The following is a 23,638-nucleotide window of genomic DNA, read 5'->3' as shown; positions in this document are numbered from 1 at the left end:
GCGGAAATCCCCTTGGCGGGCCTGACGCCGGGCCCTGGTCGAGGGCCACATCTACAGATTGACGACTTCCCTGGAAAATTGAACTTGCGTTTCACAGTGTGAGACGCGAGTATCGTTGCATGGACAACTCTAGCGGCGTCGGCGTTCTCGACAAGGCGGCTCTCGTATTGAGCGCTCTGGAGTCCGGTCCGGCCACCCTCGCCGGGCTGGTCGCGGCGACAGGGCTTGCACGACCCACGGCCCATCGGCTGGCCGTGGCTCTGGAACACCACCGGATGGTGGCGAGGGACATGCAGGGCCGGTTCATCCTGGGCCCCAGGCTCTCCGAGCTGGCCGCGGCGGCCGGCGAGGACCGCCTGCTGGCCACGGCCGGACCGGTACTCACCCACCTGCGCGATGTGACGGGCGAGAGCGCCCAGCTCTATCGGCGGCAGGGCGATATGCGTATCTGCGTGGCGGCGGCGGAACGGCTGTCCGGACTGCGGGACACCGTCCCGGTCGGCTCCACGCTCCCCATGAAGGCCGGCTCGGCCGCCCAGATCCTGATGGCCTGGGAAGAGCCCGAGCGGCTGCACCGCGGCCTGCAGGGCGCCCGCTTCACGGCCACCGCCCTGTCCGGCGTACGGCGCCGGGGCTGGGCCCAGTCGATCGGCGAGCGCGAGCCCGGCGTGGCCTCCGTCTCCGCGCCCGTCCGCGGCCCCTCCAACCGCGTGGTGGCCGCCGTGTCCGTCTCCGGCCCCATCGAGCGGCTGACCCGCCACCCGGGCCGGATGCACGCCCAGGCGGTCATCGACGCGGCCGCCCGCCTCTCCGAGGGCCTGCGCCGCAACGGCTGACGACACCGAAAAGGCGGCCCCGTACGGATCCTCCCGTACGGGGCCGCCCCACATACCCGCAACCGCAACCGACGACGGCCCCCGCCCCGGCCCACCCCGCCGCGGGGTGCCGCTCAGACCGCCAGCCGCTCCGCCGCCCGTTCCCCGCGGCGCCCGACCGGCACCACTCCCAGGGCCTTCCCCAGCCCGAACTCCGGCATATTGGCGTAGATGCTCTCGTACGAGCCCGCCGGGACGATGAAGGTCTCGTGCCAGATGCCGACCTTGTTCCGCCCCTCGCGCGCCCGCCGATTGAATGCCGCCCAGGCCGGCCGGTGCTCAGCGCTCCGGTCGGCGGCGTAAGCCAGCAGCTTCTCCTTCGACTCCCAGTACTGGATGACGCCGAAATTCCTCGGGAGTCCGGGGAGCAGGCGGTAGCCCAGCATTCCGCTGTCCGGATCGCGGGCCAGCTCCTTGATCATGCGGGGCATCGCCCGGAACACCGGCAGCCAACTCCGCACCGCCCACCAGCTGTTGACCCGCATCCCGACCAGGAAGACCACCACGCCCCCCGCACCGTCCGCCGTCATCCGCCCCTGCACCGGCTCACCGCTCACGACAGCCCCCTTCGTCACACCGGACGCATTGAATAGTGCCACTATCCATGTTTGGATAGTGGCACTTTCCAATACGGAACGCAAGGGAAGGCGCACGGACGATGCGACTGGCGGAGCTGAGTGAGCGCAGCGGGGTCTCCACCCCGACGATCAAGTACTACCTGCGCGAGGGACTGCTGCCGCCGGGCCGCCGCATCACGGCCACCCAGTCCGAGTACGGCGAGGAGCATCTGCGCCGGCTGCGGCTCGTACGGGCCCTGATCCAGGTCGGCCGGATCCCGGTCGCCACCGCCCGCGAGGTCCTGGCCGCCATCGAGGACGACTCGCGCGACCATCACCACCGGCTGGGCGCGGCCGTCGGGGCGCTCCCGCACGGCCCGGAGCCCGACGAGACGGACCCGGCGACGGCCGCCGCCCGGCGCACCGCCACCGAGCTGCTGGAACTCCTCGGCTGGCGCGCCGGCCTCGCCGCCGCCCCCGCCTTCGGCACGCTCGTCGCCGCCATCGCGGCACTGCGTCGCCTCGACTACGCCTGCGACACCGCACATCTGCTGCCGTACGCGCGCCAGGCGGAACAACTCGCCGTCGTGGACCTGGATCTGGTCGAGGAGTTCGGGACGCCGGAGGAGCAGGTGGAGGCCGCCGTGGCCTTCACCGTGCTGTACGAGCCGGTGCTGCTGAGCCTGCGCCGGCTGGCCGAGTCGGAGGAGTCCAACAGGCGTTTCGGCACCGGGAGTTGAACGCGAGAAGGCCCCCCGCATGATGCGGGGGGCCTTCTTCTCTGTACCCCCGACCGGATTCGAACCGGCGCTACCGCCTTGAGAGGGCGGCGTGCTAGGCCGCTACACAACGGGGGCAAGTTTTCCTGCAGTTGAGCCTGTCACGGGGACACGCTGCGCTGGGCTACCAGGACTCGAACCTAGACTAAATGAACCAGAATCACTCGTGCTGCCAATTACACCATAGCCCATGGTGGTTTAGACCAGTACCCCCGACCGGATTCGAACCGGCGCTACCGCCTTGAGAGGGCGGCGTGCTAGGCCGCTACACAACGGGGGCCCTAGCGATCCTCAACGTCGTCGCATCCGGGAGCGACCCGAAGGAGACGGAGTGAAAGGATCTGTACCCCCGACCGGATTCGAACCGGCGCTACCGCCTTGAGAGGGCGGCGTGCTAGGCCGCTACACAACGGGGGCGTTGCAGATAAGCTCTGCGAGCTGGCCTACCAGGACTCGAACCTAGACTAACTGAACCAGAATCAGTCGTGCTGCCAATTACACCATAGGCCATCAAAGCGCAACCCCCGGAGGGGGTTTTATTTTGACTTGCGCTTCCCGGCCGGACCTTTCGGCCCTCTCGGGCGGCGCAGGAAGAACATTACCTGATCGTGGACGGCGCACCAAAACCGATAACTCCGCGCAACAGCTCGGGGAGCTCGGCCAGGCTCACGATGCGGCGCACACCCGCCGGCAGCTCCTCCCCGGCGCCCGTACGGTCCAGCCATACGGCCGTCAGACCGGCGTCCCGCGCCCCGAGCGCGTCGACGTCGAGACGGTCGCCGACGTAGGCGACTTCCTCCGGCGGGAGGCCCAGCGCGTCGCAGGCGGCCGTGAACGCCTCGGGGGCGGGCTTGGCGTGTCCCAGCGCGTCGGAGCACAGCACCGCTTCGAAGTACCCGCGGATCCCCAGAGCGGCCAGCTTGCGCTCCTGACTGGCGGTCCCGGAGTTGGACAGCACGGCCTGCCGTACCAGCGGCGACAGCGCCTCCAGGGCGGGCGCGGAGTCCGGGAAGAGCACCCAGGCGGCTTCGTAGTGCGCGATGTAGCGCCCGAACCAGGCGTCCGCCTCCTCGTCCGAGAGCGCGGTGCCCAGGAACCGGCGGGCGCGGCCCCGGCGGTGATCGAGAAACCCCACCTCGCCGGCGAGGAACCGCGCGAACTCGGTCTCCATCGCCTCCTGCCAGCGCGCCAGCGCCGCCTCGGGGCCGCCGTACGCGCCTGTCAGCCCCTCGGCCTCCAGATGCCGCAGCACTCCGGCGCGGTCCGAGCCGGTGTAGTCGAAGAGGGTGTCGTCGAGGTCCCAGAGGACGGCGTGGAGGGGCATGGGGTCAGCTCACCCAGTCCTTGAGCGGCTCGGTGTCGAGATCGATGCCGACCGGGTCGGGGAGGGTCACCTGCTTGCCGAACGGCACGGTCACCGCCTTTTCGTAGCGATCACCTTCGGGCTCCGAGTAGACCGTCACCTCGCAGCTGTCGCGGTCGATCAGCAGGTAGACCGGGATGCCGCTCTCAGCGTAGGCGCGGGGTTTCTTCCGGCGGTCCCGGCCGTCTGCGTCCCGGTCGAACGAGGTCACCTCGACAGCCATCAGCACGGCTTCGGGGTCGCTCCACTCACCGTGACCGGCAAAGGAGCCGGGCCGGGCGAGTGACGCGTCAGGCATCGCCCTGCCCTCGCGGTACGCCTTGATCTTGAGGCCCCGCTCGCCGTAGAGGTGCAGTTCAGGACGGTGCTGCATGCACACGCGCTGAAGCCACGCAACGATCTCGTCGTGGTCGCCGTTCGGCACCGGCTTGACCCCCAGCCTTCCGTTGATGAATTCCAGACGCAGCCCCTCGGCGGTGCGGGCGGCAAGGCGAGCCAGCTCTTCGAATTCGCTCAGCAGCATGTGCGGCCGGTCGGCGAACGCGGTCACGGTCAGCCCTCCTCTTGCCTCAGCCTCTATTACGGTCATTGTCCCCACCCTTCAGCTTGTCGTCCGCTTCTGGATACGCCAAGGGCCCGGAAGCCGTAGTGGCTTCCGGGCCCGGGGCACTCGTACGGGATCAGCCCGCCAGCTTGGCCAGTGCCGCGTCGATGCGGGCGAGGGTGCGCTCCTGGCCCAGGACCTCCAGGGACTCGAAGAGCGGCAGGCCGACCGTGCGGCCGGTGACGGCCACGCGGACCGGGGCCTGGGCCTTGCCGAGCTTGAGGCCGTGCTCCTCGCCGGCGGCCAGGACGGCCTCCTTGAGGGACTCCGGGGAGGACCAGTCGGCGGCCTCCAGCTTGGCGCGGGCCGTGCGGAGCAGGGCGTCGGAGCCCTCCTTCATGGCCTTCGTCCAGGAGGGCTCGTCGAAGACCGGCTCCGGCAGGAACAGGAAGTCGACGTTGGCCGTGATCTCGGAGAGGACCTTGAGGCGGGACTGGGCGTGCGGGGCGATGGCCTGCCAGGCCGCCTCGTCGAAGTCCTCGGGGGCCCAGTTGGCGTGCGGGGCCTTGAGCCAGGGCGCGCAGGCCTCGGCGAAGGCCTTCACGTCCAGCATGCGGATGTGGTCGGCGTTGATCGCCTCGGCCTTCTTCAGGTCGAAGCGGGCCGGGTTGGCGTTGACGTCCGCGAGGTCGAACTTGGCGACCATGTCCTCGATGGAGAAGACGTCCTGGTCGGCGGAGAAGGACCAGCCGAGCAGGGAGAGGTAGTTGAGCAGGCCCTCGGGCAGGAAGCCGCGCTCGCGGTAGAGGTTCAGGGACGCCTGCGGGTCGCGCTTGGAGAGCTTCTTGTTGCCCTCGCCCATGACGTACGGGAGGTGGCCGAACGCGGGAATCGCCTTCGCGATGCCGAGCTCGATCAGGGCCTTGTAGAGGGCGATCTGGCGCGGGGTGGAGGAGAGCAGGTCCTCGCCGCGCAGGACGTGGGTGATCTCCATCAGGGCGTCGTCGACCGGGTTGACGAGCGTGTACAGCGGGGCGCCGTTGGCGCGGACGATGCCGTAGTCGGTGACGTTCTCCGCCTGGACGGTGATCTCGCCGCGGACCAGGTCCGTGAAGGTGGTCGCCTCGTCCGGCATCCGGAAGCGGACGATGTGGCTGCGGCCCTCGGCCTCGTACGCCTGCTTCTGCTCGTCCGTGAGGTCGCGGCAGTGGCCGTCGTAGCCGGAGGGCTTGCCGGCGGCGCGGGCGGCCTCGCGGCGGACGTCCAGCTCCTCGGTGGTGCAGTAGCAGGGGTAGGCGTGGCCGGAGGCGAGGAGCTTCTCGGCGACGTCCTTGTAGATGTCCATGCGCTGCGACTGGCGGTACGGCGCGTGGGGGCCGCCGACCTCGGGGCCCTCGTCCCAGTCGAAGCCCAGCCAGCGCATGGAGTCCAGGAGCTGCTCGTAGGACTCCTCGGAGTCGCGCGCGGCGTCCGTGTCCTCGATGCGGAAGACCAGGGTGCCCTCGTTGTGCCGGGCGTAGGCCCAGTTGAACAGGGCGGTACGGACCAGGCCCACATGGGGATTGCCGGTCGGGGAGGGACAGAAACGGACGCGGACGGGGGTCGCGTTAACCACGCTTGATCACCTTGTTGGTAAGAGTGCCGATGCCTGAGATGGTGACGGCGACCTCGTCACCGACGTTGAGCGGGCCGACCCCGGCCGGGGTGCCCGTGAGGACGACGTCGCCGGGGAGCAGCGTCATCGCCTCGGTGATGTGGACGATCAGGTCCTCGATCGGACGGACCATCTGGCTGGTGCGGCCGAGCTGGCGCTGTTCGCCGTTGACGGTGCACTGGATGGTCAGGTCGCTGGGGTCGAGTTCGGTCTCGATCCAGGGGCCGAGGGGGCAGGAGCTGTCGAAGCCCTTGGCGCGGGCCCACTGCTTCTCGCGCTTCTGGACATCGCGCGCGGTGACGTCGTTGGCGCAGGTGTAGCCGAGGATGACGTCCTTGACGCGCTCGCGGGGCACCTCACGGCACATCCGGCCGATGACGACGGCGAGCTCCGCCTCGTGGTGCACCTCCTGGGAGAAGGAGGGGTAGGCGATGGGGTCGCCGGGGCCGATCACGGAGGTGGAGGGCTTGAAGAAGGTGACCGGGGCGTCGGGGACCTCGTTGCCCAGCTCCGCCGCGTGCTCGGCGTAGTTGCGGCCGATCGCGACGATCTTGTTGGGCAGGGTGGGTGGCAGAAGCCGGATCTTGTCGAGGGGGACCTTCTGGCCCGAGCGCTCGAATTCGGCGAAGGGATGCCCCTTGATGACGTCGAGTTCGTCGCCCTCGACCACGCCGAAGCCGACGTTTCCGTCGATGGAGAATCTGGCGATGCGCACGGGTGCCGCTGCCCCTCATTGATCACTGGCCGGAGTTGACACTCCAGGCTATCGCGGGGCCGCGGCCGTCCCGCGCCCCGGATTACGCCGGTACGTCCTGCACCGGCGCGTCCATCAGGACCGTGCGGCGGGGGTTGGCCGTCTGGGCGGGCAGTTCGACGGTGTGTTCCGGGGCCGCTGCGGCGGCGAGCTCGTCGGCGTCCTTGAGGTGCGCGAGGGTGGTGCGCCGCGGGTTGGCTATGTTGCGGAACATCATCGTGGACTTCGCCTTCACTGCTTCACGCCTCGCGTTGTGATCGTTGTGGGTGTGATCGTTTTGTGGAGGACAAGGGAAAGGGGTTGCCCCCGGCCGCCTTGTCATTGCTGCCTTGTTTCAGTGCCCTTGTCGTATCGGGCAACTGTGTAAAGCGTCAGGCTACGGGCGCTATTCCCTGTGATGCGTTGGAGGAGTCTGCGATCTTCCTGTGAGTTTGCTCACGAGGCGGCCGACAAATGCCGCAATTGACGTGATCAACATCCCAGGGCGAATCGGACATTGACGGATTGAAGCGCATGTTCCGCTCCCGATCACCGCACCTGGGACAGCGCCTCCGAGCGCGCGAATCGCGGGCAAAAGTCCGGTATTGGATACGGAATCCTCTACGAGTCGTCACGTAGTCCGTACATTGCGTCACCCATGTCACAGCGACCGGCTCTGCTCTTGTTGGAGATCCGGCACTGTGCTGGAATTCCACGGACCGCCGCACGTTTCAGCCGGCGCGCAGGGCGCAAGGTGGCGCCGCGCGGTGGTGCCGCTCTCTCGGCCAGAGGGGGCAGCCCGCCGGTCACTCACGACCGCCATGGGGGACTACGCGGTCCCCCACGACTCGACACCGCCCCGCCGTTCGCGCGGAGGGGCGCCTGGTCCAGAGGTTGCGACGCTAGTGCAGGGACGTTTCAAGAGGGATGGCAGCGCTGCGGCGGACCCGGAGCTGCGCGGCGGGACCGACCGCGCCTCCTCGCCCCAGCCTGCCCAGAGCAACGGTGCGCCGTCCGACCGGGGCGGCCGGACGCAGGGCGGTGACGCGGCGGAGAGCGGCAAGGCCGCGCCTCCCAAGGGTGCGGTCGGCCCCGGGTCCCGAATATCGCTGCGCAACTGGCGCATCAGCACCCGCCTGGTCTCCCTGCTCGCGCTTCCCGTGGTCGCCGCGACCACCCTCGGTGGAATGCGCATCGACACGCAGCTGGACAACATCGACGCGCTCGACAAGATGCAGCTGCTCACCGAGATGACGCGGCAGGCGACCGAGCTCGCCGACGCGCTCCAGGTGGAGCGGGACAAGTCCGCCGGTCCGCTGGCCGGCAGCGGCAACGCCAAGGACGACGCCAATGTCGTGGCGCCGCGCGAGGCGACCGACCGCGCCAAGATCTCGTTCAACCAGGCCACCGGGGACGTCCAGCCCCGCGACCCGGCCATGACCGGTGTCCGGGCGACCATCCTGGAGATCGGGCGCCAGCTCACCGGGCTCAACGAGATCCGCGCCAACGCCTACAAGGACGACAACAACGTCGCGCAGACGGTCGGCAAGTACAACGAGCTGATCAATTCGCTGCTGTCGCTCTCCCAGGACATGGCGCAGGCGACCAGCAACACGGAGATGATCAAGTCCACGCGTGCCCTGGCGGCGTTCTCGTCGGCCAAGGAGTACGCGTCGATGCAGCGTGCGCTGATCAGCGCCGGCCTCGCGCACAAGGGCGGCCCCCGGCTCTCCGCCAACGACCGGCAGGCCGGCCACACCGCCGAGGAGAACGAAAAGGCGGCGCGGGCCCGTTTCTCGCAGATCTACACCCCCCAGGAAGCCGCCAGCGAGCTGACCCGTGGTCTGGACGGCAACAACGACCAGATCAAGGAAGCCGGCAACTTCGCCGACCGCGCCTTCAACTCCGGCAACGGCATCCGCAGCCAGGAGTACAAGTACCTCGACTGGTACGACTCCGACTCGGTCAAGATCGCCGAGATGTCGCGGATCGAGACGTCGCTGCTGCACGAGATGGAGCAGAAGTCGCGCGAGCTGCGCGACGAGGCGACCCAGGACGCGATCCTCAACGGTGCGCTGATCCTGCTCGTCCTCGGTGTCTCGCTGATCGGCGCATTCGTCGTGGCCCGGTCCATGGTCCGCTCGCTGCACCGGCTGCAGGACACCGCGCAGCGGGTCGCCCAGGACCGGCTGCCCGAGCTGGTCAAGCAGCTGTCCGAGGCCGATCCGCAGGACGTGGACACCTCCGTCGAGTCGGTCGGTGTGCACAGCCGGGACGAGATCGGCCGGGTGGCCGCGGCCTTCGACGACGTGCACCGTGAGGCGGTCCGTCTCGCCTCCGAGCAGGCGCTGCTGCGGGGCAACGTCAACGCGATGTTCACCAACCTCTCGCGGCGTTCACAGGGTCTGATCCAGCGCCAGCTCTCGCTGATCTCCGAGCTGGAGTCCCGCGAGGCCGACCCGGACCAGCTGTCCTCGCTCTTCAAGCTCGACCACCTCGCCACCCGTATGCGCCGTAACGGTGAGAACCTCCTGGTCCTCGCCGGTGAGGAGCCGGGGCGCCGGTGGACGCGTCCGGTGCCGCTGGTCGACGTCCTGCGTGCCGCCGCCTCCGAGGTGGAGCAGTACGAGCGGATCGAGCTGAACGCCGTACCGCAGACCGAGGTGGCCGGCCGGGTCGTCAACGACCTCGTCCACCTGCTCGCCGAGCTGCTGGAGAACGCCACCTCGTTCTCCTCCCCGCAGACCAAGGTCAAGGTCACCGGCCACGCGCTGCCCGACGGCCGGGTGCTGGTCGAGATCCACGACACCGGTATCGGCCTCTCCCCCGAGGACCTGTCGGCGATCAACGAGCGGCTGGCCAGCCCGCCGACCGTGGACGTCTCGGTGTCCCGGCGGATGGGTCTGTTCGTGGTCGGCCGCCTGTCGCTGCGGCACGGCATCCGTATCCAGCTGCGGCCCTCCGACTCCGGTGGCACCACCGCGCTGGTCATGCTTCCCGTCGATGTGGCACAGGGCGGCAAGAAGCCCGCGCCGAGCACCGCCAAGAGCGGCGCCGGTGACGTCGGCGGCTCGCCCTCCAGCCGGCTCGCCGGTCTTCAGCCGCGCGGTCAGGTCGGCGCCGGCCCGTCGGCCGGGCGCCCCGCGCTGCCCGGACGCGGCGGCTCCGGTGGGGCCGGCGGCGGCGGTGCGGCGAACGCCTTCGGCGGCGCGCCCGCGGCCCGTCGTACGACTCCTCCCGGCGTGCCCGCACCGGGCGACGCCCGTCCGGCGTCCGGTCGGTCCGGCAGCGCACTGCCCTCGCTTCCCACCCGCGGCGCGGACGGCGGCCAGCCGCCCACCGTCGCGCCGCCGACCGGCGCGCCCCGGCGCGAGGAGCGGCCGCAGCTGCCCCCGCGCGGCCCCGCGGCCGAACTGCCCGGCGGTTCCGGCGCGTCCGGCGGTCAGGACGGCCGGCAGCCCACGACCACGAGCTGGGGCACCCGCCGCGAGCGCGGTGCCGACGACGACTGGCCGCTGGCGCCGCGCGAGGCGCAGGACGTGCCGCGCGGCCACGAGGAGCCGGAGGCCACCGGCGGCTTCGGGCAGAGCCCGTCCGGCGGCGGCCCCGGTGACACCGCTGCGTTCGCCCGCCCCGACTTCAACGGCCCGCCGCCCGGCGCGGAGGGTCCGCAGGGCGGGCGCGGCCCGGCCGACACCACGCAGTTCACGCGTCCGGAGACGCGCGGCACGGGCGGCATCGCGCTGCCCGGCGGCGCGCCGGAGCGGACGGGCGCCGGTGCGTCCGGCGGTCCCGGTGAGCGCGCGGCGGACCCGTACGAGACCGGTCAGTTCGAGACGACCGGTCAGTTCCGGACCACCGGCCAGTACGAGACCACCGGCCAGTTCGAGCGGCCCGACAGCCGTCCCGGCGGCGACGCGGGACGGCAGGACGACACCGGCCGGTTCCCGCGGCCGGAGCGCGAGGCGGACCCGTACGAGACGGGCCGGCTCCCGGTGCAGCCGCAGGGCCGCGACGAGCTCGGCGAGACCGGCACGGCCGATCCCGGTGACGGCCGTACGCCGATCTTCGACACCATCGAGTCGAACTGGTTCAGCCACCCGGCGTCCGCCGCGGCCGGCGTCCCCCCGCAGTCGGGCGGTGCCGCCGAGGCGCCGCTGATGCCGCGCCGCGGCGCGGCGCAGGAGGACCCCGCCCCGGGCGGCTCCCGCAGCGGAGCGCAGCGCGCGTCCGGCGACGCCGCGTCCGAATGGCGCAGCTCGCCCAATGACGAGACCTGGCGGCAGGCGGAGCAGATCCGTCAGCCCGCCGCGGGCGGCGTCACCACGTCCGGACTGCCCCGCCGTGTCCCGCGCGCGAACCTCGTCGCGGGTACCGCACAGCAGCAGCAGTCCCCCCAGACCGGTCCGCAGGTCTCGCGTGCGCCCAGTGACGTGCGCGGGCGGCTGACCAATCTCCGCCGGGGTATCCAGCAAGGCCGGCAGGCCGGAGGGACTTCCTCCACCGGCAACCACGGCATTGTCGACCCCACTCACCAGCAGGAGCGTTAAGTTTGAGTCCGATGAGCCAGGCGGCGCAGAACCTGAACTGGTTGATCACCAACTTCGTGGACAACACCCCCGGGGTGTCCCACACGGTGGTGGTCTCCGCGGACGGGCTGCTCCTCGCGATGTCCGAGGGCTTCCCACGCGACCGTGCCGACCAGTTGGCGGCGGTGGCCTCCGGGCTGACCTCGCTGACCTCGGGTGCGTCCCGGATCTTCGAAGGCGGGACCGTGAACCAGACCGTGGTGGAGATGGAGCGCGGTTTCCTCTTCATCATGTCCGTCTCCGACGGTTCGTCGCTGGCCGTACTGGCGCACCCCGAGTGCGACATCGGCCTCGTCGGCTACGAGATGGCCCTGCTGGTCGACCGCGCGGGCACGGTGCTGACGCCCGATCTCCGCGCCGAACTGCAGGGCAGCCTGCTGAACTGAGGCGTCCGCAGCGCCCCCGTCCAGCAATCCACCCACCATGTGCCGCACCCCCCACCGGCCCAACCCGACGACAGTCAGTTGTCCGCCCTCGGAGGACCCATGACCCCGCCACCCGCCACTTCCGGCCCGTACGGCGCGTACAGCCAAGCGCCGTACGGGAGCGAAGGTGATCAACCGCTGGTGCGCCCGTATGCAATGACCGGAGGCCGGACCCGGCCGCGCTACCAGCTCGCCATAGAGGCGCTGGTCAGCACCACGGCCGACCCCTCGCAGCTGCCCGGACTGCTGCCCGAGCACCAGCGGATCTGCACCCTGTGCCGCGAAGTGAAGTCGGTGGCGGAGGTCTCCGCGCTGCTGCACATCCCGCTGGGTGTGGCGCGGATCCTGGTGGCGGACCTGGCGGAGGCGGGGATGGTGGCGATCCATCAGCCCGGTGGCAGCGGTGAGGCGGGGGGCACGCCGGACGTGACCCTGCTGGAGAGGGTGCTCAGTGGACTTCGCAAGCTCTGACGCGGGCGCCGGCCAGAGCGCGGCCCGCGCCACGACCTCGGCGAAGATCGTGGTGGCGGGCGGCTTCGGCGTGGGCAAGACCACGTTCGTCGGGGCCGTCTCGGAGATCAATCCGCTGCGTACGGAGGCCGTGATGACCTCCGCTTCGGCGGGGATCGACGACCTCAGCCACGTCCAGGACAAGACCACGACGACCGTGGCGATGGACTTCGGCCGGATCACGCTGGACCAGGACCTGATCCTGTACCTCTTCGGTACGCCCGGTCAGGACCGCTTCTGGTTCATGTGGGACGACCTGGTCCGCGGCGCGATCGGCGCGGTGGTGCTGGTCGACACCCGCCGCCTGGCCGACTGCTTCCCCGCGGTCGACTACTTCGAGAACAGCGGGCTGCCGTTCGTCATCGCGCTCAACGGCTTCGAGGGGTACCAGCCCTACACGCCGGACGAGGTGCGCGAGGCGCTCCAGATCGGTCCCGGGACGCCCATCATCACCACCGATGCCCGGCACCGCAGCGAGGCCAAGAGCGCGCTCATCACGCTTGTCGAGCACGCCCTGATGGCCCGGCTCCAGTAGTCGGCGCCAGGGCCCGGTTCCCGGTATGCCTGAATGGATCTGTGTCCTTCGACACGCCTACGAAAGTGCTTCATAACGTTTCGACAGTGAATCGGGTGCCGTTCGACACCCCTCGCGCATGTGCGGCTTCGCTGTGCGCACAAGAGCCCCGCCATTTGGCGGGGCTCGCCCATTAACGCCCCTTTTATCTCTCGCTCTTGCGAGACCGCTGCGGCTTTGCCGGGTGTTTGGAAGGCACCGCCCTGACGTGCTGAAATTCGCTGAACTACGGAGTAGTAACGCCCAGAAGAAACGGCACAGCAAATACGTGCCGGCGCCGAGAGGTTGTTGGTCGAGTGAGGCGAAGCAAAGCGAGCCCAGAGCCGGAGGAACCGCGGCGGGGCAACTTCACCCCGCCGCCGCGTGGCGGCGTACCGGCTTCCGACGCGTCCGAGAACACGGTCGCGAAGCCTCCGGTCAGCGGCGGTAAATACTCCCCGCGCAACTGGCGGGTGGCCACGCGCCTGAACGCCATTCTGCTGATCCCCGTACTGCTCGCCCTCGTCTTCGGCGGCCTGCGGGTGAACAGCTCCTTCGCCACCTGGCAGGAGGCGCAGGACGCGGAGAACACCGCGAAGCTCGTTCGCGCAGCGCTTTCCTACAGCAACGCCCTGATCGACGAGCGGGACCGCACCGCCGCCCCGCTCCTGAAGGGCAAGAAGGACGACCCGGTCGTCGAGGAGGCGCGCAACGCCACCGACGACGCCGCTGCGGCCTTCCACGAGGCCGCCAAGGCCATGCCGGACAAGCCCGGTCTCCAGCGCCGGCTCGCCTCGTTCGAGAAGGTGGAGCCCAAGCTGGACGGGCTGCGCAAGATCGCCTTCACCTCCCGGCTGAGCGGTGTGCAGACCGAGGAGAACTACGTCGGGATCCAGCACCCGCTGATGGAGTTCGCCAACGAACTCGGTCTGGGCACCGGCAACATCACCTCCTACGGCCGGACGGTCTACGCCGTCGCACTGGCGAAGGCCGCCGAGTCGCTGGAGCGCTCCATCGGCACCCACCTCCTGGTCGACCCGGCGTCCCCGCAGGGCGGCAAGGAGCACAAGCTCCAGCTGACCGCGTTCGGCTCGTACCGCTACCTGGAGGGCATCGCCATCGGCGAGTACACCTCCGGCGGTACGCCCGAGGACGTCGAGCGGCTCACCAAGGACGCCGCCGCGCTGAAGGAGAAGGCCAAGCAGCAGGTGGCACGGGCCAAGGCCCAGGCCACGGCGGTCGGCCGGACGTTCCGTACGCCGCCGTCCATCGACCAGATGAGCGCCCTGATCGCCACCGGCGCGGCGCCCGAGACGCTGGCCCTGCGGGGCCTCACGTCCGAGACCTGGTTCGCGGCCGCAACGGGCAAGTTCGACATGTACCGGTCCATCGAGAAGGACCTGGCGAACAAGGCGGTCAACGAGGCCGCGGGGATCTCCGCGGACGCCAAGCAGTCCACCTTCGTCGACTCGGCGATCGTGCTGGCGGCCCTGATCATCGCGTTCGTCGTGGCCGGTCTGATGGCCCGCCGGATGAGCCGCAACATGCGCCAGCTGCGTACCGCCGCCTTCGGTGTCGCCGAGCAGCGGCTGCCCATGCTGGTCGACCAGCTCTCCCGCACGGATCCGGGCCGGGTCGACACCCGCGTCCAGCCGATCCCGATCTCCACCACGGACGAGATCGGCGAGGTCGCCCGCGCCTTCGACCAGGTGCACCGTGAGGCCGTCCGGCTCGCCGCCGAGCAGGCGCTGCTGCGGGGCAACGTCAACGCGATCTTCACCAACCTCTCGCAGCGCAACCAGGGCCTGATCGAGCGGCAGCTGACGCTGATCACCGACCTGGAGAACAACGAGGCGGACCCGGACCAGCTGGAGAGCCTCTTCCGGCTCGACCACCTCGCCACCCGTATGCGGCGCAACGGCGAGAACCTCCTGATCCTCGCGGGCGAGGAGCCCGGCCGCCGCTGGAACCAGCCGGTGCCGCTGATCGACGTGCTGCGCGCGGCGACGTCCGAGGTCGAGTCGTACGAGCGAATAGAACTCTCCGGCGTCCCCGAGAGCGAGATCCACGGCACCGCCGTGACCGACCTCGTGCACCTGCTGTCCGAGCTGCTGGAGAACGCCACCACGTTCTCCTCCCCGCAGACCAAGGTGCGGGTGGCGGCGACCCGGCTGCCCGACGGCCGGGTGATGATCGAGATCCACGACAAGGGCATCGGGCTGACCCCCGAGGACTTCGCGGACATCAACCACAAGCTGGCCAACCCGCCGAGCGTGGACGCCGCGGTCTCCCAGCGGATGGGCCTGTTCGTGGTCGGCCGGCTGGCCGACCGGCACGGGATCCGGGTCCAGCTGCGCCCCTCGGGCGAGCAGGCCGGCACCACCTCGCTCGTGATGCTGCCGGACGCGATCACCCACGGCGGCGGCGGGGAGCCGGCCGACTACGAGGACGACTTCACGGTCTCCCGGATCGTCCCCGAGCACCAGCACACGCCGTACGAGGGCCGCCAGCGGACCGCCGCGGAGCTGGGCTTCGACGACGGCGGCTACGGCCAGGCGGACGACAACCCCGAGCTGGACCCCGTGGGCCGCTCGCTGCTCCGCGAGGAGCGCCGTGCGGCGCTGGAGGCCCAGGCCGGCGGCCATGGTGACCAGGACGCGTTCCAGGTCGACGACCGCCCGCTGTTCCGCGACGAGGTGCCCACCGGTGCGGCAGACGCCTTCTCCGGCTTCCCCGACCAGTCGGCGCACTCCAGTCACCAGGCATATGCGGAAGGCGATCAGCCGCTCTACGACGACCGGTCGCACGGCGGCCTGGCGTTCGGCGATCCGTCCTCCGCAGGGACCACCGGCCAGCACCCCTTCGTGTCCGACGAACCCGCCGCGCACACCGACCGGGCCGAACCGCCCGTGTTCGGCGGCTACTTCGGGACCGAAGCGGAATCTGACCGGAATACAACTGCCGCTCCCGCTGATGCGTCCGAGCGCGTACCATTCGAGCGTCCGGGCCCCACCCCGAGCGACTCCCCTTCGCTGACCGACGCCGGCCTTCCGCGCCGCGGAGGCCGTGGCCAGCAACCGCCGCAGGCTCAGCAGAACGCTCAGCCGCAGTGGCAGGAGCAGCCCGTGGAGCCGGTGGCGCCCCCGCAGCAGCGGAGCACACCGGTCAACGGCCAGGACGGCTCCGAATGGCGCAGCTCCAACGACGAGCGCTGGCAGCGGGCGGAGCGACTGCGCGAGCCGAAGGCGGGCGGAGTCACTGCCTCCGGCCTCCCCCGTCGGGTGCCCAAGGCCAACCTGGTCGAAGGCGCCGCGGAGCAGACCCCGCAGGGCGGCCCACAGGTCTCCCGCGCACCGGAGGACGTTCGCGGCCGGCTGAGCAATCTGCGCCGTGGTGTCCAGCAAGGGCGCAATGCGGGCACGGAACCCCACAATGACCGACAGGGCTTCGGCCCCGGCAGCACCTACGATCAGGAGCGTTAGTGTGAGCCCGATGAGCCAGGCGGCGCAGAATCTGAACTGGTTGATCACCAACTTCGTGGACAACACCCCTGGGGTGTCCCACACGGTCGTGGTCTCCGCGGACGGACTCCTCCTCGCCATGTCCGAGGGGTTCCCTCGTGACAGAGCCGATCAGTTGGCGGCGGTGGCCTCCGGGCTGACCTCGCTGACTGCCGGCGCCTCCCGCATCTTCGAGGGCGGGAGCGTGAACCAGACCGTGGTGGAGATGGAGCGCGGCTTCCTCTTCATCATGTCCGTCTCGGACGGATCGTCGCTGGCCGTGCTCGCGCACCCCGAGTGCGACATCGGCCTCGTCGGCTACGAGATGGCCCTGCTGGTCGACCGCGCGGGCAATGTTCTGACGCCCGATCTCCGCGCCGAACTGCAGGGCAGCCTTCTCAACTAACAGACAGGCAGTGCGTTTCCCGCCACCGCGCCTTATGGTTCGGTGGCGCGACCGGCGTCAGATTGGCAAGTTGGAGGAGGAGACGTGGCAACGCCCCCTAGCGGATACCCGTACGGTTCCGGGCAGGAGTCCGGACCTGTGGGCGAGACCCATCACAACCGCTTCAACTTCCCGTCTGCGCCGAGCCGCCGGCCGCAGCGGCCAGAACCGCCGCGGCCGCCGCAGCACCAGCAGCCGCCGCAGCAGCGGCCGTACGGTTCCCAGCCGTACGAGCCGTCGCCGTACGAACAGCCGCAGGCGCCCCGCATCCAGCCGGTGCAGCCGCAGCGGCGTACGCCCGAGCCCGCCCCCACCGGGGGCATGCACAATCCGCTCGTGCGTCCGTACGCGATGACCGGAGGGCGGACCCGGCCGCGCTACCAGCTCGCCATCGAGGCGCTGGTCAGCACGACCGCCGACCCCTCGCGACTGCAGGGCCAGCTGCCGGAGCACCAGCGCATCTGCCACCTCTGCCGTGAGATCAAATCGGTGGCTGAGATCTCGGCCCTGCTCTCCATCCCCCTCGGCGTCGCCCGGATCCTCGTCGCCGACCTGGCGGAGGCCGGACTTGTCGCCATTCATCAGCCCGGCGGGGACGAGACCGCCGGCGGACAGCCAGATGTGACACTGCTCGAAAGGGTGCTCAGTGGACTTCGCAAGCTCTAGCGGTGCAGCCCGCTCCACCACCTCCGCGAAGATCGTGGTGGCGGGCGGCTTCGGCGTGGGCAAGACCACGTTCGTCGGGGCCGTCTCAGAGATCAATCCGCTGCGTACCGAAGCCGTGATGACCTCCGCTTCGGCGGGGATCGACGACCTCACGCACGCGCCGGACAAGACGACCACGACCGTGGCGATGGACTTCGGCCGGATCACGCTGGACCAGGACCTGATCCTGTACCTCTTCGGTACGCCCGGTCAGGACCGCTTCTGGTTCATGTGGGACGACCTGGTCCGCGGCGCGATCGGCGCGGTGGTGCTGGTCGACACCCGCCGCCTGGCCGACTGCTTCCCCGCGGTCGACTACTTCGAGAACTCCGGCCTGCCGTTCGTCATCGCCCTCAACGGCTTCGACGGACACCAGCCCTACACGCCGGACGAGGTGCGTGAGGCCCTGCAGATCGGCCCGGACGCACCGATCATCATCACCGACGCCCGCCACCGCAGCGAGGCCAAGAGCGCGCTCATCACGCTCGTGGAGCACGCTCTGATGGCGCGGCTGCGCTAGTGCCCTGCGGGCTCCCCGTGCCCGCAGGACCGCCGTACACGCCGAAGGCCCCCGGACACCTGCCAGGTGCGGGGGCCTTCGGCGTGGGCGCTCGCTCCAGGACGTCGCCGGGGCCCGTACGCGGTGTGCGTACGGGCCCCGGGTCATCGCTCAGCGGGTGCGGCTACCCGCGGGAGGCCGGGCACTCCTTCCACGCGAAGTGGTACAGGGTGTTGATGCTGCCGTCGGTGGAGTCCATGGCCATGAAGCTGGTGGCCGCGCGGGCCGAGGTGGCGTCCACCCGCAGTTCGGTGTTGATGTTGAAGTAGCGCTGCTCGCCGCACGGGGCGTAGACCAGCGCATCGATGTCGGTCTCGTCCGACGTCTGCCAGTTGGTGTCGTAGGGACCGCCGAAGGTATGGCTCTTACGGGCCGTCTCCTGCTGGCCCTGGAAGTAGTAGCCGGCCTGCTCCAGCCCCTTGGCGCCCGGGGCCAGGGAGGCGTAACCGCGGTAGTCGGCGCGGGCGATCGCGTAGGTGAAGCCCTGCGGGACATGCACATTCAGCGCGATCTGGCAGTTCTTGCGGGCGTCGGTCGGCTTGCTGCCGCCGCCCGCCTGGGCGAGGTATTCGCTGTACGTGACGGTGAACGCGGTGTTGTCGGGCGCGATGGCCACGGCGGCGCTGCCGGGTCTGCAACCCGAACCGTTCACCGTGGCGACATCAATGGTGATCTTGCCGGCCGGCGGTTCGTCGCCGACCCGGGCCATCGGGGTGGGGGATGCCGATCCGGCGAGGAGCAGGGATGCCGCGGCGGCCGCAGCACCGAGCGTGCTGAGCATGGGCACTTCCTTCCGGTCGTCCTGGAACCCGTGGCGCGGGGGTCCGCGTCACGCGGACCCGCAGCGCGGGAACTCCAGAAGTGGAATGACGAGCGCATGCCAGCACGGGGATCTCGCCGTGAACAGCTCTGCTTCCGAGGGTTGGGGCGAACCTACGCCAGTATTCGGACTCCCCACGTTTTTGGCTTTCCCGCCGCGGGGGTTTCTCGCCGTTGCGCCTGCGGCCCCTTCGCTGCGCTTTGCCTGGGCCCCACGTTTTTGGCTTTCCCGCCGCGGGGGTTTCTCGCCGTTGCGCCTGCGGCGGGCGGTGCCGCTTGCGCGGGGCTGTTCGGCAGCGGGACCGGGCCTCCGGACTCCGTCCTGCGGCCCGCCCCCTCCCCGATGGGGGTAGGAGGAGGACGGTGGGGGTGTACGTCGGTTGTCACGTGCACCTGGTGGACATGACCACCTGCACCGGACACGGGACGCTCGCCCCCACCCACGGGAGGGGACGGCCCGTAGCGGCGGAGCCGTGTAGGGACGTCACCGCACCCGACAAAACCACGCCCGCCGCAGGCGCAACGGCACCTGCGGCGGGAAAGCCAAAAACGTGGGGCCAAGCCCAGCGCAGCGTTACCGCTGCCAGCTGGTCGCCGCGTGGAACCCGTGCTGCCGCTCCAGGCGGCGCCAGCGGGCGGCGGTGTGCCGGGGGCGGGTCGGCGCGGCGGTGGGGCGGTGTGCGGCGCGGGCCAGGAGGACGGCGGTCAGGGCGGCGAGCTCTTCCTCGCTGGCCTGGCCCTTTTCCACGCGGATGGGTTGGTCGGCAGGACTCTTCACTGGTCGTCTTCTCGATTCTGCGTCGTCGCGACAGGCGGATGACTACTGGGGCGGGTTGCCGTGCTTACGGGCGGGCAGGTCCGCGTGCTTGGTGCGGAGCATCTCCAGCGAGCGGATCAGCACCTCACGGGTGTTCGACGGGTCGATGACGTCGTCGACCAGACCGCGCTCGGCCGCGTAGTACGGGTGCATCAGCTCGGACTTGTACTCCTTGACCATCCGCGCGCGCATCGCGTCGGGGTCCTCGGCGTCGGCGATCTGCCGGCGGAAGATGACGCCGGCGGCGCCTTCCGCGCCCATGACGGCGATCTCGTTCGTGGGCCAGGCGTAGGTGAGGTCGGCGCCGATGGACTGGGAGTCCATGACGATGTAGGCGCCGCCGTAGGCCTTGCGCAGCACGATGGAGATGCGCGGGACGGTGGCGTTGCAGTACGCGTACAGCAGCTTGGCGCCGTGGCGGATGATGCCGCCGTGCTCCTGGTCGACGCCGGGCAGGAAGCCGGGGACGTCGAGCAGCGTGATGAGCGGGATGTTGAAGGCGTCGCACATCTGGACGAAGCGGGCGGCCTTCTCGGAGGCCTCGATGTCCAGGACGCCGGCCAGCGACTGGGGCTGGTTGGCGATGATGCCGACCACCCGGCCGTCGAGGCGGGAGAGCGCGCAGACGATGTTGGTCGCCCACCGCTCGTGGACCTCGAGGTACTCGCCGTCGTCGACGATCTCCTCGATGACCTTGTGCATGTCGTACGGGCGGTTGCCGTCGGCGGGCACGAGGTCGAGCAGGGCGTCGCCGGAGCGGTCGGCCGGGTCCTCGCAGTCGACCGTCGGAGGGTTCTCCCGGTTGTTGGACGGGAGGAGCGAGAGGAGGTAGCGGACCTCCTCCAGGCAGGTCGCCTCGTCGTCGTACGCGAAGTGGGCGACGCCGGAGGTCTCGGCGTGCACATCGGCGCCGCCGAGGCCGTTCTGGGTGATCTCCTCGCCGGTGACGGCGCGGACGACGTCGGGGCCCGTGATGAACATCTGCGAGGTCTCGCGGACCATGAAGACGAAGTCCGTGAGGGCGGGGCTGTACGCGGCGCCGCCGGCGCAGGGGCCGAGCATGACGCTTATCTGCGGGATGACGCCCGAGGCCTTGGTGTTGCGCTGGAAGATGCCGCCGTAACCGGCGAGCGCCGAGACGCCCTCCTGGATGCGGGCGCCCGCGCCGTCGTTCAGGGACACCAGGGGCGCACCGGCCTGGATGGCCATGTCCATGATCTTGTGGATCTTGGTGGCGTGCGCCTCGCCCAGCGCGCCGCCGAAGATCCGGAAGTCGTGGGCGTAGACGAAGACGGTCCGGCCGTGGACCGTGCCCCAGCCGGTGATGACGCCGTCGGTGTAGGGCTTCTTGGCCTCCAGGCCGAAGCCCGTCGCCCGGTGCCGCCGCAGCGGCTCGACCTCGTTGAACGAACCCTCGTCCAGCAGGAGGTCGATCCGCTCGCGGGCGGTGAGCTTGCCCTTGGCGCGCTGGGCCTCGGTGGCCCGCTCGCTCGGGCCTCGCCGGGCCTGCTCACGGATGGCGTGCAGTTCGGCGACGCGCCCGCGGGCGTCGTTGGCACCGGCGGGCGCATCTTCGACAGTGGTCATGTATCGACGGTACGTGGGCGGACCCCGCCGCACCGATGTTGGTTTCGTACAACGTCGGGTCCGATTTCGTGGGCAGGCAGCACAGAATCGCGCTGTATGCGTTGCGCGTCCGGCCCCCCGAACGGGTGGCGGTGCCGTACTCCGACTGTATGAGGCCGACAAAGGCCGGGGCGGGTGCCGGTCCGGTCAGCCCAGGGCGACGGTGCAGGTGTGGGTGGCGCAGGCGGTGCCGGGGGTGATGCGCAGGCGCAGGGCGGGCGCGGTGGCCAGGACCTCGACGGACGGGTCGTGGGCGAGGACCGCGCGGACCGGCCGGGACCAGGTGAGCTCCAGCGGGGCGCCGGTGCGCTCGGGGGCCGCGGCACAGAGCGTCGCGGTCCGTCCGCGGTGTCCCGCGCGTACCAGGACGCTCGCCGGGCCGCCACTGGTGAGCTCCCCCGCATGCCCGGCCCGCCAGAAGTTGGCGGCCGTTACGCCGAGGGAGTGCACGGTGACGGCCTGACGGGTGGCGTCGTTGGCGAGCACGCTCACCCAGTGCCGGTCGGCGGCGCGGGCGGCGAGGGTGCGCGGGGTGGCGCCCGGCATGAGGAGATAGGCGTAGCGGGCGTCGGTGGGGTCGGTGCCGTGGTCGTGCCAGAGGGTGAGGTAGCGGCGGGTGAGCGGGGCCGGGTCGGAGCCGGTGTTGATGTCGTGCCAGGAGCCGGTGCGGGCTTCGCGCAGTACGGTCAGCGGGGCGCCGCCCGGGGAGACCGGGAAGACATAGCCGCCGTGTCCGGCGAGGTGGGCCCATCGGGCGTGGGGGTGGCGGACGGCACGGCCGAGGGCTTCGGGCTGCGGTACGCCGTCGACGGTGAGCGTGGCGGCGTCCGGCTGCCCCAGCCTGCGGTTGTCGACGACGGTCTCGACGGGGACGCCGTCCCGTGCCGTGATGCCCGCGCCGAGGCAGACGACGGCGTCGGCCAGGAAGAACCACGACTTCTTGGCCGTGAGGGTCGAGGACAGTCCCCGCAGGTCCTGCCCGATGGCCGCGAAGGTGCCGTCCGTGGTGCCGCCCACCCAGCGCACCGCGGGTTTCGGTTCGCCCCAGCCGCCGCCCTCGTTGTCGGCCAGCCGCTTGGTGGAGACGGTCGTGCCAGGCAGCCGGTAGGGGTCGACGGTGGGCCAGAAGGCGTCCGTGTACTGGTCGCCGCCGAAGTCGGCACCCCACCAGGAGAGCATTCCGGCGCCGGTGTGCCAGCCGCGCGGGTTCTCGCCGTTGCCGTTCTCGTAGTAGGTGATGCGGTCGGAGGCCATGGCGAGGCCGGCGGCCCAGCCGGGGCGGCGGTGGACGGCGCGGTCCATGGCGGGGAAGAGGCGGTGGCCGACGGGTTCGGGGGCGGCGGGTGCCGGGCCGTCGTCGATGGCGGCGAGGCGGGCCAGGTCGGCGACGGTGTACTGCCGGTCGGTGAGCACGGGCAGCGTGCGGTCGCGGGCGATCCAGCCCTTGATCATGCCGTGCCAGCGGGACCGTTCCGTGTCGCCGGCGGCCTCGGCGAGCAGGGCCACGGCGGCGATCAGCGCATGGCCGTGGAAGTGGTCGCTGCGCATGATGTGCCGCTCGTCGCCGCGGAGGTAGCCGCGGCTGATGGCGCGCCCGTTGACGCAGTCCATCATCAGACCGTTGTGGAGCAGGGGCGCGTACGCGCGCTCCACGCTGTCGAGGACGATCCCCCGGGCCGGGTCGGTGACCTGCCAGGACGAGCCGTCGAGCAGGGTGAACAGCCGGCCCAGGCCGTCGAGCAGGACATAGCCGTAGGTGCCGGAGTAGGCGACCCAGGTGTGCTGGACGAAGGACCCGTCGGCGTAGAGGCCGTCGCCCTTCGTCACGTACGGGAAGACCGGGGAGAGGGCGTCGCGGGCGAGGGCGATCTTGGCGGGGGCGCGGCCGAGGATGCCGCGCAGGGCGACGACGCGGCAGAGGTCGACGCGGTTGGCGCCGGTGCTGGTGCCGGTGTAGTCGCCGAGCATCGTGTCGGGGACGAAGTGGTCGACGGCGGCGAGGCAGCGGGCGCGCAGGGCGTCGGTGGGCCCGTCGCCGCCGGTCATCCGCTGGTCGAGGACGGCGAGGGTGTCGAGGAGGAGTCTGGGGGTGCCGATCTGCCACTCCCACCAGTTGCCGTAGCGGGTGGTGCGGGTGTTGTACACGGTGGTGTCGAGGTGGTCGAGGCCGGCGATCACGTCGGCGGCGAGGTCCGGGTCGCCGGTGCGGCCGGTGCCGGGCTGGGCGTACGCCTGGGCCATGGTGTTCAGCCGGCCGTAGCTGCGGGTGATGCCGGACGGCGGGTCGTAGGGGCAGTCGGGCCAGAGGGAGGCGCCGGTGGGCCGCATGGCGGTACGGAAGCGGTCCGCGAGGTCGCCGGTTTCCCTGAGGGCGGCGGCGTAGGGGGCGGCCGCGGGGTCGAAGCCGGTGCCGAGGGTGAGGTCGACCCAGCGGGCGCGGAGGGCGGCGTACTCGTCGTCGGGCGCGGCGTACGCGGAGCCGGCGCGGAGCGAGAGGGCCAGTGCCCCCGCCGTCGAGACGGCGAGGAAACCTCGGCGGGACCAGGCGGACGGAGCGGGGTCTCTCGGCACGGTCGGTCCTCTCG

Annotated in this window: 20 protein-coding genes and 5 tRNA genes; 10 read left to right on the top strand and 15 right to left on the bottom strand. The window is 70.7% G+C overall.

What is annotated here, in order from left to right:
• The first annotated feature begins 119 nt into the window (after positions 1–119).
• The gene (gene ndgR, locus AC5677_RS27690; protein WP_030414225.1) at positions 120–836 is read left to right on the top strand and encodes an IclR family transcriptional regulator NdgR; all 717 of its coding nucleotides are present in this window, start codon (positions 120–122) and stop codon (positions 834–836) included.
• Positions 837–949: 113 nt separating this feature from the next.
• Here ndgR and AC5677_RS27685 read toward each other — a convergent pair whose 3' ends face one another.
• On the bottom strand, positions 950–1,405 hold the full coding sequence (locus AC5677_RS27685) for a DUF4188 domain-containing protein (protein ID WP_497196781.1): 456 nt from the start codon (positions 1,403–1,405) through the stop codon (positions 950–952).
• A 128-nt stretch (positions 1,406–1,533) separates the two neighbouring features.
• On the opposite strand from AC5677_RS27685, the gene AC5677_RS27680 reads away from it, so the two are divergent.
• A complete protein-coding gene (locus tag AC5677_RS27680) occupies positions 1,534–2,172 on the top strand; it encodes a MerR family transcriptional regulator (RefSeq protein ID WP_497190629.1) in 639 nt (212 codons plus the stop codon).
• A 44-nt stretch (positions 2,173–2,216) separates the two neighbouring features.
• Here AC5677_RS27680 and AC5677_RS27675 read toward each other — a convergent pair.
• The 10 genes from AC5677_RS27675 to AC5677_RS27630 form a co-directional block, all read right to left on the bottom strand.
• Positions 2,217–2,289, bottom strand: a tRNA-Glu gene (locus tag AC5677_RS27675).
• A 41-nt stretch (positions 2,290–2,330) separates the two neighbouring features.
• Positions 2,331–2,402: transfer RNA gene (locus tag AC5677_RS27670), tRNA-Gln, on the bottom strand.
• Between the two features lie 16 nt (positions 2,403–2,418).
• A tRNA-Glu gene (locus AC5677_RS27665) sits at positions 2,419–2,491 on the bottom strand.
• Positions 2,492–2,555: 64 nt separating this feature from the next.
• Positions 2,556–2,628, bottom strand: a tRNA-Glu gene (locus AC5677_RS27660).
• A 21-nt stretch (positions 2,629–2,649) separates the two neighbouring features.
• A tRNA-Gln gene (locus AC5677_RS27655) sits at positions 2,650–2,721 on the bottom strand.
• A gap of 88 nt (positions 2,722–2,809) precedes the next feature.
• Positions 2,810–3,535: an HAD family hydrolase gene (locus AC5677_RS27650; protein ID WP_497190628.1), complete on the bottom strand. Its 726-nt coding sequence runs from the start codon at positions 3,533–3,535 to the stop codon at positions 2,810–2,812.
• Between the two features lie 4 nt (positions 3,536–3,539).
• Positions 3,540–4,124: a Uma2 family endonuclease gene (locus AC5677_RS27645; RefSeq protein ID WP_497190627.1), complete on the bottom strand. Its 585-nt coding sequence runs from the start codon at positions 4,122–4,124 to the stop codon at positions 3,540–3,542.
• Positions 4,125–4,254: 130 nt separating this feature from the next.
• The gene (gene gltX / locus AC5677_RS27640; RefSeq protein WP_497190626.1) at positions 4,255–5,733 is read right to left on the bottom strand and encodes a glutamate--tRNA ligase; all 1,479 of its coding nucleotides are present in this window, start codon (positions 5,731–5,733) and stop codon (positions 4,255–4,257) included.
• Entirely contained in the window at positions 5,726–6,487 is a 762-nt protein-coding gene (locus tag AC5677_RS27635) for a fumarylacetoacetate hydrolase family protein (protein WP_497190625.1), read from the bottom strand. The genes gltX and AC5677_RS27635 overlap by 8 nt, the downstream gene beginning before the upstream one ends.
• 82 nt (positions 6,488–6,569) lie before the next feature.
• Positions 6,570–6,761 (bottom strand): hypothetical protein, encoded by a 192-nt coding sequence (locus AC5677_RS27630; protein WP_497196948.1) that lies wholly within the window; start codon positions 6,759–6,761, stop codon positions 6,570–6,572.
• A gap of 649 nt (positions 6,762–7,410) precedes the next feature.
• Between AC5677_RS27630 and AC5677_RS27625 the strand changes: the two genes are divergently transcribed.
• The 8 genes from AC5677_RS27625 to AC5677_RS27590 all read left to right on the top strand — a co-directional run bounded on the left by AC5677_RS27625 (position 7,411) and on the right by AC5677_RS27590 (position 17,752).
• Positions 7,411–11,055 (top strand): sensor histidine kinase, encoded by a 3,645-nt coding sequence (locus AC5677_RS27625; protein WP_497190624.1) that lies wholly within the window; start codon positions 7,411–7,413, stop codon positions 11,053–11,055.
• 11 nt (positions 11,056–11,066) lie between these two features.
• Entirely contained in the window at positions 11,067–11,480 is a 414-nt protein-coding gene (locus AC5677_RS27620) for a roadblock/LC7 domain-containing protein (RefSeq protein WP_039632486.1), read from the top strand.
• 99 nt (positions 11,481–11,579) lie between these two features.
• A complete protein-coding gene (locus AC5677_RS27615; protein ID WP_046925829.1) occupies positions 11,580–11,990 on the top strand; it encodes a DUF742 domain-containing protein in 411 nt (136 codons plus the stop codon).
• On the top strand, positions 11,971–12,564 hold the full coding sequence (locus AC5677_RS27610; RefSeq protein WP_497190623.1) for a GTP-binding protein: 594 nt from the start codon (positions 11,971–11,973) through the stop codon (positions 12,562–12,564). Before AC5677_RS27615 ends, AC5677_RS27610 begins: the two co-directional genes overlap by 20 nt.
• A 335-nt stretch (positions 12,565–12,899) precedes the next feature.
• Positions 12,900–16,064 carry a sensor histidine kinase gene (locus tag AC5677_RS27605; RefSeq protein WP_497190622.1) on the top strand — a complete coding sequence of 1,055 codons (3,165 nt, stop codon included), beginning with the start codon at positions 12,900–12,902 and terminating at the stop codon, positions 16,062–16,064.
• A gap of 10 nt (positions 16,065–16,074) precedes the next feature.
• Positions 16,075–16,488 (top strand): roadblock/LC7 domain-containing protein, encoded by a 414-nt coding sequence (locus tag AC5677_RS27600; protein WP_044368295.1) that lies wholly within the window; start codon positions 16,075–16,077, stop codon positions 16,486–16,488.
• Between the two features lie 84 nt (positions 16,489–16,572).
• On the top strand, positions 16,573–17,193 hold the full coding sequence (locus AC5677_RS27595) for a DUF742 domain-containing protein (RefSeq protein ID WP_497190621.1): 621 nt from the start codon (positions 16,573–16,575) through the stop codon (positions 17,191–17,193).
• Positions 17,174–17,752: a GTP-binding protein gene (locus AC5677_RS27590; protein ID WP_073760799.1), complete on the top strand. Its 579-nt coding sequence runs from the start codon at positions 17,174–17,176 to the stop codon at positions 17,750–17,752. The genes AC5677_RS27595 and AC5677_RS27590 overlap by 20 nt, the downstream gene beginning before the upstream one ends.
• Positions 17,753–17,915: 163 nt before the next feature.
• On the opposite strand, the gene AC5677_RS27585 is transcribed toward AC5677_RS27590, so the two are convergent.
• The 4 genes from AC5677_RS27585 to AC5677_RS27570 all read right to left on the bottom strand — a co-directional run bounded on the left by AC5677_RS27585 (position 17,916) and on the right by AC5677_RS27570 (position 23,624).
• Positions 17,916–18,572: a DUF4360 domain-containing protein gene (locus AC5677_RS27585; RefSeq protein ID WP_497190620.1), complete on the bottom strand. Its 657-nt coding sequence runs from the start codon at positions 18,570–18,572 to the stop codon at positions 17,916–17,918.
• Positions 18,573–19,184: 612 nt separating this feature from the next.
• Positions 19,185–19,364, bottom strand: a complete 180-nt coding sequence (locus AC5677_RS27580) for an acyl-CoA carboxylase epsilon subunit (protein ID WP_497196780.1) — start codon at positions 19,362–19,364, stop codon at positions 19,185–19,187.
• A 66-nt stretch (positions 19,365–19,430) separates the two neighbouring features.
• Positions 19,431–21,014, bottom strand: a complete 1,584-nt coding sequence (locus AC5677_RS27575) for an acyl-CoA carboxylase subunit beta (RefSeq protein ID WP_497190619.1) — start codon at positions 21,012–21,014, stop codon at positions 19,431–19,433.
• Between the two features lie 186 nt (positions 21,015–21,200).
• On the bottom strand, positions 21,201–23,624 hold the full coding sequence (locus AC5677_RS27570) for a polysaccharide lyase 8 family protein (RefSeq protein ID WP_497190618.1): 2,424 nt from the start codon (positions 23,622–23,624) through the stop codon (positions 21,201–21,203).
• Between the last annotated feature and the right edge of the window lie 14 nt (positions 23,625–23,638).

This window comes from Streptomyces sp. JLSY215 (genome assembly GCF_059682825.1).
The sequence above is the reverse complement of the archived record's forward strand: the minus strand, read 5'-3'. Positions and strand labels throughout refer to the sequence as shown.